The sequence below is a fragment of the Acinetobacter sp. CIP 102129 genome, assembly GCF_000368305.1.
GTDB classification, from domain to species: Bacteria; Pseudomonadota; Gammaproteobacteria; order Pseudomonadales; family Moraxellaceae; genus Acinetobacter; species Acinetobacter parvus.
In genome coordinates, this window is record NZ_KB849335.1 from 1 (window position 1) to 6,330 (window position 6,330).

Here is a 6,330-nt window from a genome sequence, read left to right on the forward strand (position 1 = left end):
TGGTAGGTAAACGTAGTCATATTGGTAGGTAAACGTAGTCATATAACCCTTGAAAGCATTGTAAGCAAAGGCTTTCAGCATGTCTAAAAGCATTTAAAAACATTTAAAATAATTAAAAGCCCAGGGAATGAAAAATTGCCCTTGGTTTTCGCTACGCTCAAACTCTATTGAATCTCGCTTTCGCTCGATTCGTCGGGGCAATTTTTTGGCTCATCTCGTTGTGACTTCAATAAAAAGCAAAAGCACGATGAATTCGCTTCGCTCATAAAGCTTTTTTGCTCGCTACGCTCGGTCTAGGGGCGAATTTCAGCATGAAAATATAGATTTTCTAGGATTCAAGTCATTTAAAAGCGGTTTTTCAGAGGGTCGATGGTCGAATATTGCTAGTTCGCTCGTAGACACTCGCTCTGTAAGATCATGTATTGTTTAAAAAAACTAAATTAAGACAGGTGAAAATAGTGATTGTGTACTGTATTAAACTGTATTATAATACAGTTTAATACAGTACACAATGAGGGTTTTAGTCATGGCAGTTACAAAAAAAGATGTATTTACGGCTATTGAAAGTCTTGAACAGCAAGGGATTACAGCCACAAATGCGGCTATCCTTGAGATCACAGGGGGGAGCAATGCGACTGTGCAGAAGTACCGCAAGGAATACTATGACAGCCGCCAAGCCCAAGCCGTAAAAGACGCTATTGTACTAAAAGATACCGAGATCACGGCACTTACAGACGCTTTTGCCAGTCTCTTGAAGCAACGTGTGACTCGTGTGCAGGAACAGTACACCACCGATATTGCACAGCTCACAGCATCACTTCAGGAAGCATCGAGCCGCATTGATGAACTTTGTCAAACGGTAGAGCTACAGAACGAGAGCAATAGACAAGCTAATGCCGAAAAAGTTACTGCGATTAATGAGAAAACGGCACTACAAGCCCACTACGACAAGGAAAGAAAGGAACTGCAAGCCGAGATCCAACGCCTAAACGAAATTGCGTATACGCAAAAAGGGCGAGCTGATTTACTTGAAGAACGGCTGAAACAGTATGAAACTAAACCTAAACAACCAAAGACAACGGCAGTCAAGGAGTAATCCATGCCATTGATTGAATACTATGGCTTACTGTTTGAATGGCATGATCAAAAAATGGAGTTGGTCTATCGAGGGCGTGAGATTGCGTTTGAGGAAGTGTGTAGTATTTTCTTAGACCCTACGATGGTATCTTATGATGATGTAGGCGCAACTTTATAAACACCAAAAAGAATAGGTATATCTATGGTGCGAAATATATGATTTTGCACCATAGATATACCTATCTTGAACGTGGTCTATTTCGTTTTTCGGCTTCAAGCATCTTGTTGGCTTCATCATGCTTACCTTGTTCACGCAAGGCTTTACGTGCAAAAAATGCCTGTTTTTCTTGCTCTTGTAAGGCTTTGGCTTCCTGTTTCCGCTTTTCCTGTTCGGCTAACTTTCGTTGTTGTTCACGTTCAAGGTGAAGTCTTGCTCGATCATGTTTGACTTTCAGGTTCGGATTAGCTTTGTTTACGATCTCTTTTGCCCGATCTGTATAGCGTTCAGGTTCTAAACGTGGGGTTTTGGTCTTTAAATCTCGTTCCTGACTGTCCAATTCTTGCCATTGGGTTTGAATTTCTGCATTTGCAGCATCCCATTTCCCACCAAAAAACATAGGTCTTTTGCCTAATTGTTCTTTTTGGTGTTCAAGATTGGTTTTTGATAGCTCTATTTGCTCTAAAACAGTGTTTATTTGCTCGATTTCTGTTTTTTGGGTAGTTAGTGCTATGTTTTTTGCTTCTGTGGCTACAGCGTCGTTATATTGCGAAATAACGCTATATGCGATTTTGGTCAATTCTTCAGGGGAACGCTGTTCCTGGTCTTTTTCTTTTTGGCGTTGTTCCTGGTCTAAATTTTCCCTGGTCTGAATCAAGTTGTTCAACAGTCGTTCAGATGCTTGTATTTCTTGATCTAAACCTTTGATGTGTTGGCTAAATTGGTTGCGTTCACGGATGGCATCATTGGATAGACTGATTTCGGTGTCTATGCCTTGTCTGCGAAGTTGGGTAACGTGTGGCCCCTCATGTTGAGTGGCTTCAAGGTCTATGCCTTGATCTTTGTAGCTGCGGTGATCTATTCGATCTGCAAAACCATGTTTTTCTAAATGGCGGTTGGCCAATTCTGCAAAGTGTTCTCTCCAGTGGCTCACGGTTTCACTGGATTGCTCTTTGTTGAAGTCTCGATTTTTCTTTTTGGCAAAGTCGCCTGTCTGTGGGTCAATCTGCCGACTGGTGAACATGATGTGTGCATGGAAGTTTCTTTCATCACTTCCGCTTTTGGTATGCGGAGCATGGATACATGCGTCCACGATCACACCATGTTTTTCTACAATTTCCTGACATAGCTCATCGAGCAAGTCTTGTCTTTGTTCTGCATTAAACTCATGGGGAAAGGAAATTTCAAACTCTCTTGCTAAGGTTGCATCTTTTCTACGTTCAACCTGTTCAACTGCATTCCATAATTCTTGACGGTCTAATAATTCTTTTTTGGTGTTTTCAGGTGCATAGATTTTTTTAGATTCCACACCTGTTTTTTGGGTGTAGTCCTGAATTTTACCTTGATAATGATCTTCTAGTTTTTCACCCGAACGATAGGCAGAACATGCAACGGCTGAACGCCCTGCACTTCGGCTTATCGCTTTGACTGAAAAATGAAAGATTGCCATTTTGCTTTTGCTCTTAAATTTGGGTTTCCAAATTTCCCAGCTTGCATAAGCTGGTTTGGGGTTGTAGGGGGAATCCCCTGCCGTACTTCCATTGAATAAAAATCGAAGATTTTTTTCAATGGTAAAGTGCGCCCTTTGGGAAAACCACGATAGCAGATAGTACCTTGAATTTCAATTCATGTACGCTTATGCTAACTGTGGTTTTTTTAGGCATTGGAGTTGTAATGAAAGTCGAATCTTTGGAACAGCAAATTGCTAAACAAGAAGAACGTTTGAAACAGCTTAAAGCTCAGAAGCAAGCTGTTTTGGCTCGTGAAAAAAAGAAAGCAACGGATCAACAACGAAAAGAAGATACTAGACGTAAAATTTTACTTGGTTCTTACTTGCTTAAAAAAATGGAAAATGAAGCTAACAAAGAAAAAATACTCGGTGAACTTAACGAGTATTTAACAGAAGATCGAGATAGATTGTTATTCGGGCTACAACCTATTTCTAACGCTGGTTAGTTATTTAGGGTTCAATCGTCTCCACTCTGCCATGAGTGCAGCCTCTTCCTGCTCCAGAGTCGTTTCACCGTTCAAAATACGCTGGTGTCTTGCGTCTTCATAAGGTTGGCAAGCATCAATGACTTCTTGAGAAAATTCGTGATCTACGATTCCCTTTGAGCTTCTAAAAATCTCTTTTAACCGTTCTTTTTCTGCTTCATTCATAAATACAGATCCTCTTTGTTTGGTGCTTACTTAAATAACTCGCTATGCGTTCCAGTACGCACAAAAACCACCATCTCAAACTTAGAGAGTGGCTCGATACGATAGATCAATAGAAAATCGCCACCGACATGCAATTCACGGCAATTTTTCCATTGATTACCACTTAGCGCATGATCAACCCATTCAGCACCCAAAGGCTCATCATTGGCGATAATCAGCATCATGACCTCTTTGAGTTTCCCCATGTCATAACGGCCACTACGAGATAGCCTTTGCCAGTCTGCTAAAAACTCTTTGGTATAGTCCGATGATCGAGGTAAAACGGCCCGTTTATCTTTAGCTGTTTTTTTCGAGGTCATTAAACAAGTCTTCTACAGTTTCAAAACGGGCTTTCTTTGCCTGAATGAGCGCATCAGCTTCATTCATAGCAGCTACAGTTGTGGTATTGGGTACACGTACATCAAATGGAATCGCCTGTTCCGCCACTACACGAGTCAAAAAGATTCGTACAGCATCCGAAACAGACAGCCCCATTGACTTCAAAGCTTGTTGCGCCTGTAGCTTGGTTTCATCATCAATTCGAACGTGGAGCATAGAGGTTTGAGAAGTCATATCTTCACCTGAATGTTATGTATCTCAGTTGAGATACATAATAGCATATTCAGGCCTGAATATTTCAAATAAAAGGATATTTCGATTTATTGATCAAACAGAAAAATTAGGCCAATAAAAAATATCGCATTTAAACGCCATATTTTCACCATAGAGAGTCAATCTCAAACTTAAACTAAATAGTACCTAAAAACAAAAAAGTCTCTCTAAACTCAAATAGAAGCAAATTTTAGCAAATGAAAAGATCAAATAAGGGCAAATTTTAGCAAACTGAAATTTGTACGATGAGGCAAGATGTGTATTGTACTAGTACATGCAAGCTGTACTACTTCAATACCTACACAATTCGCATACGCTCAATGTCTCATCTTGTCCTTCGGAGTTTATTTTGGCCGACAAAAATAACTATCAGGCTTTAATTGATCATTGATCGAGTAGTTTTAGATTTAGAAAAAATCTTTCTCGCTACTGATCTTAATGCAGCTTAATTGGGTTTAATTATTTATTTTAAGTTATTGATTTATATTGATGTCCAAATAGATAGAGTATAGATTTTTATGACAAATAAATTAGAAAAATCTTTCTCGCTTGAGAGTAAGCCACCAGACCTGGAGTCTCGTATAAGAGCTTTTATGTTAAATGAGTGCTAGAAATGCCCCAGATGGGGCATTTCGTATAAGGTGTATTATGTTAATTTTAGAAAATATAAAGAATGAATATGGTTCATGACTTGGGTAGCGATATATCAATTAATGCCCATACACATTCTTTATATTCATTTAAAGTCATTAAATCTTGAATATTAGGCACATCTAACAATACTGGCTCATTATCTTCTAATAAAATTTCAATATGCACAGTTGCTGCCTCAATAGCATTTTCAATAGCATTTTCAATAGAGTCTCCCATAGAGTTACACCCAGGTAATGATGGGAATAAAACAGAATATGGCAGACCGCCTGAAAAATTAATAGCTATTGGTAATAGCATTCATTACTCCTGATGTTTTATAAAACATAATTTTTTTATGTCTTTTAGTGAAAAAATCACTTTCTGAAAGTTGTGCCATCTTCATGATATTTTGTAAGGTAGCTAGCTTTAGCTCTTCGGCAGCATGATATGGCACTGTCACTAAACCTGATATTGCTTCATGTTTAAAGTGATAATGGCTACCTGTAACTCTCCTGACGTACCAGCCTTTAGATTTTAATGCTTTTATAACTTTACAAGCTTTCATTTCCCTCTCCTAGAGATGCCCTTAGAAATGGACATCTCTCCCAAATAACCAAATAGCTAAAATTTTTGAAAACATTCTTCAATCTCCTGTTAGCGTCTATTGATTTCATCAACAATAATTTTTCCGACTTCAGTCACAACAACTACTAATAAAGCTTTTAGGATTGATTCCATATTTAATTCCTCATCTTGTTTGAGTTAAGTTGATAATTTGAATAATATCTATCAATTAAATTCCTTTAAATGTATTTTTTTTATCAACTTTTGAGAGCACTAAATTGGCTAAGTTAAAAAAAGAACAGAATGTTGCACTAGATATTATTGATTTTATTCACTTTTTTGATGTTTATAACCTAGTTTCTTTATCAGATGATAAGAACGAGTTTTATGATTTACTTTTAGATTTGATTGATACTGAAATTAAATCTCATACAATAAATATAGATTCTTATCATATACTTAAACATTATTTGATATGTGGAATTGAAATAGTTCTTAATAAATTTGAACACCCAGATCCAGATAGTTATGAGAATTGTTCTATTTCAAAAGAAACAGCAGATAAAGTTCATGAACATGATATTCATTTTTCATTAGCATTATTAAGTATAATGGCTGAACAAAAAGGAATAGATAAAAATATTTTAATAGAATCTGTATCGAATATTGTTTCCAATAAGATATTTAAAAAATATCCTTTACACTTATATTATAGACTTGCAAATCAGCTACTATGTCATGAATATATAGGCGCTTCTTTTTATATTTATAAAAAATTTCTAGATTTAGAAATTCTAACCTCTAGTAAGTATCCAGAATCTAAAATAACTAGTGAAGATCATAATAAATCTAATGATATATTTACCAGAGTTTGTCTTTTAATTGAATTTGAATTATATAGAAGATCATCTAGAAAAAAAATTATTAAAGAAGCTCTGTACACGACAAATTTCATAGGACCCTTGTCCTATCAGGCTTTTTCTTTCTTAAAATTGCTAGCACTTTCTTAAATTCTTCTTTTTTTCCAA

Annotated in this window: 10 protein-coding genes; 4 read left to right on the plus strand and 6 right to left on the minus strand. The window is 36.9% G+C overall.

Annotated features, from left to right (window positions below; all coding sequences use genetic code 11):
• The first annotated feature begins 526 nt into the window (after window positions 1–526).
• Both F973_RS01245 and F973_RS14925 read left to right on the plus strand, forming a co-directional pair.
• A complete protein-coding gene (locus F973_RS01245) occupies window positions 527–1,096 on the plus strand; it encodes a DNA-binding protein (RefSeq protein WP_004676221.1) in 570 nt (189 codons plus the stop codon).
• Between the two features lie 3 nt (window positions 1,097–1,099).
• The gene (locus tag F973_RS14925; protein ID WP_004759123.1) at window positions 1,100–1,255 is read left to right on the plus strand and encodes a BrnT family toxin; all 156 of its coding nucleotides are present in this window, start codon (window positions 1,100–1,102) and stop codon (window positions 1,253–1,255) included.
• 61 nt (window positions 1,256–1,316) lie between these two features.
• On the opposite strand, the gene mobQ is transcribed toward F973_RS14925, so the two are convergent.
• Window positions 1,317–2,744, minus strand: a complete 1,428-nt coding sequence (gene mobQ / locus F973_RS01250) for a MobQ family relaxase (protein ID WP_004759125.1) — start codon at window positions 2,742–2,744, stop codon at window positions 1,317–1,319.
• Between the two features lie 224 nt (window positions 2,745–2,968).
• Between mobQ and F973_RS01255 the strand changes: the two genes are divergently transcribed.
• Window positions 2,969–3,250, plus strand: a complete 282-nt coding sequence (locus tag F973_RS01255; protein ID WP_004676364.1) for a hypothetical protein — start codon at window positions 2,969–2,971, stop codon at window positions 3,248–3,250.
• Here the strand turns inward: F973_RS01255 and F973_RS01260 are convergent, their stop codons facing one another.
• The 5 genes from F973_RS01260 to F973_RS01280 all read right to left on the minus strand — a co-directional run bounded on the left by F973_RS01260 (window position 3,251) and on the right by F973_RS01280 (window position 5,303).
• On the minus strand, window positions 3,251–3,454 hold the full coding sequence (locus F973_RS01260; protein ID WP_004759126.1) for a hypothetical protein: 204 nt from the start codon (window positions 3,452–3,454) through the stop codon (window positions 3,251–3,253).
• 26 nt (window positions 3,455–3,480) lie between these two features.
• Entirely contained in the window at window positions 3,481–3,813 is a 333-nt protein-coding gene (locus F973_RS01265; RefSeq protein WP_004759129.1) for a type II toxin-antitoxin system YafQ family toxin, read from the minus strand.
• A complete protein-coding gene (locus F973_RS01270) occupies window positions 3,791–4,066 on the minus strand; it encodes a type II toxin-antitoxin system RelB/DinJ family antitoxin (protein ID WP_004759130.1) in 276 nt (91 codons plus the stop codon). The genes F973_RS01265 and F973_RS01270 overlap by 23 nt, the downstream gene beginning before the upstream one ends.
• A gap of 723 nt (window positions 4,067–4,789) precedes the next feature.
• Window positions 4,790–5,056, minus strand: coding sequence for a type II toxin-antitoxin system HicB family antitoxin (locus F973_RS01275; protein WP_004759133.1), 267 nt, complete (start codon window positions 5,054–5,056; stop codon window positions 4,790–4,792).
• Window positions 5,034–5,303, minus strand: a complete 270-nt coding sequence (locus F973_RS01280) for a type II toxin-antitoxin system HicA family toxin (protein ID WP_004759134.1) — start codon at window positions 5,301–5,303, stop codon at window positions 5,034–5,036. The genes F973_RS01275 and F973_RS01280 overlap by 23 nt, the downstream gene beginning before the upstream one ends.
• Window positions 5,304–5,580: 277 nt before the next feature.
• On the opposite strand from F973_RS01280, the gene F973_RS14930 reads away from it, so the two are divergent.
• Window positions 5,581–6,312, plus strand: a complete 732-nt coding sequence (locus F973_RS14930; RefSeq protein ID WP_004759137.1) for a hypothetical protein — start codon at window positions 5,581–5,583, stop codon at window positions 6,310–6,312.
• Window positions 6,313–6,330: the final 18 nt, after the last annotated feature.

What these genes read in the sequence shown, in the direction of transcription:
- mobQ (WP_004759125.1), bottom strand. Translation starts at nt 2,744, where the DNA reads ATGGCAATCTTTCATTTTTCAGTCAAAGCGATAAGCCGAAGTGCAGGG.
- F973_RS01245 (WP_004676221.1), top strand. Translation starts at nt 527, where the DNA reads ATGGCAGTTACAAAAAAAGATGTATTTACGGCTATTGAAAGTCTTGAA.
- F973_RS14925 (WP_004759123.1), top strand. Translation starts at nt 1,100, where the DNA reads ATGCCATTGATTGAATACTATGGCTTACTGTTTGAATGGCATGATCAA.
- F973_RS01280 (WP_004759134.1), bottom strand. Translation starts at nt 5,303, where the DNA reads ATGAAAGCTTGTAAAGTTATAAAAGCATTAAAATCTAAAGGCTGGTAC.
- F973_RS01265 (WP_004759129.1), bottom strand. Translation starts at nt 3,813, where the DNA reads ATGACCTCGAAAAAAACAGCTAAAGATAAACGGGCCGTTTTACCTCGA.
- F973_RS01260 (WP_004759126.1), bottom strand. Translation starts at nt 3,454, where the DNA reads ATGAATGAAGCAGAAAAAGAACGGTTAAAAGAGATTTTTAGAAGCTCA.
- F973_RS01275 (WP_004759133.1), bottom strand. Translation starts at nt 5,056, where the DNA reads ATGCTATTACCAATAGCTATTAATTTTTCAGGCGGTCTGCCATATTCT.
- F973_RS01270 (WP_004759130.1), bottom strand. Translation starts at nt 4,066, where the DNA reads ATGACTTCTCAAACCTCTATGCTCCACGTTCGAATTGATGATGAAACC.
- F973_RS01255 (WP_004676364.1), top strand. Translation starts at nt 2,969, where the DNA reads ATGAAAGTCGAATCTTTGGAACAGCAAATTGCTAAACAAGAAGAACGT.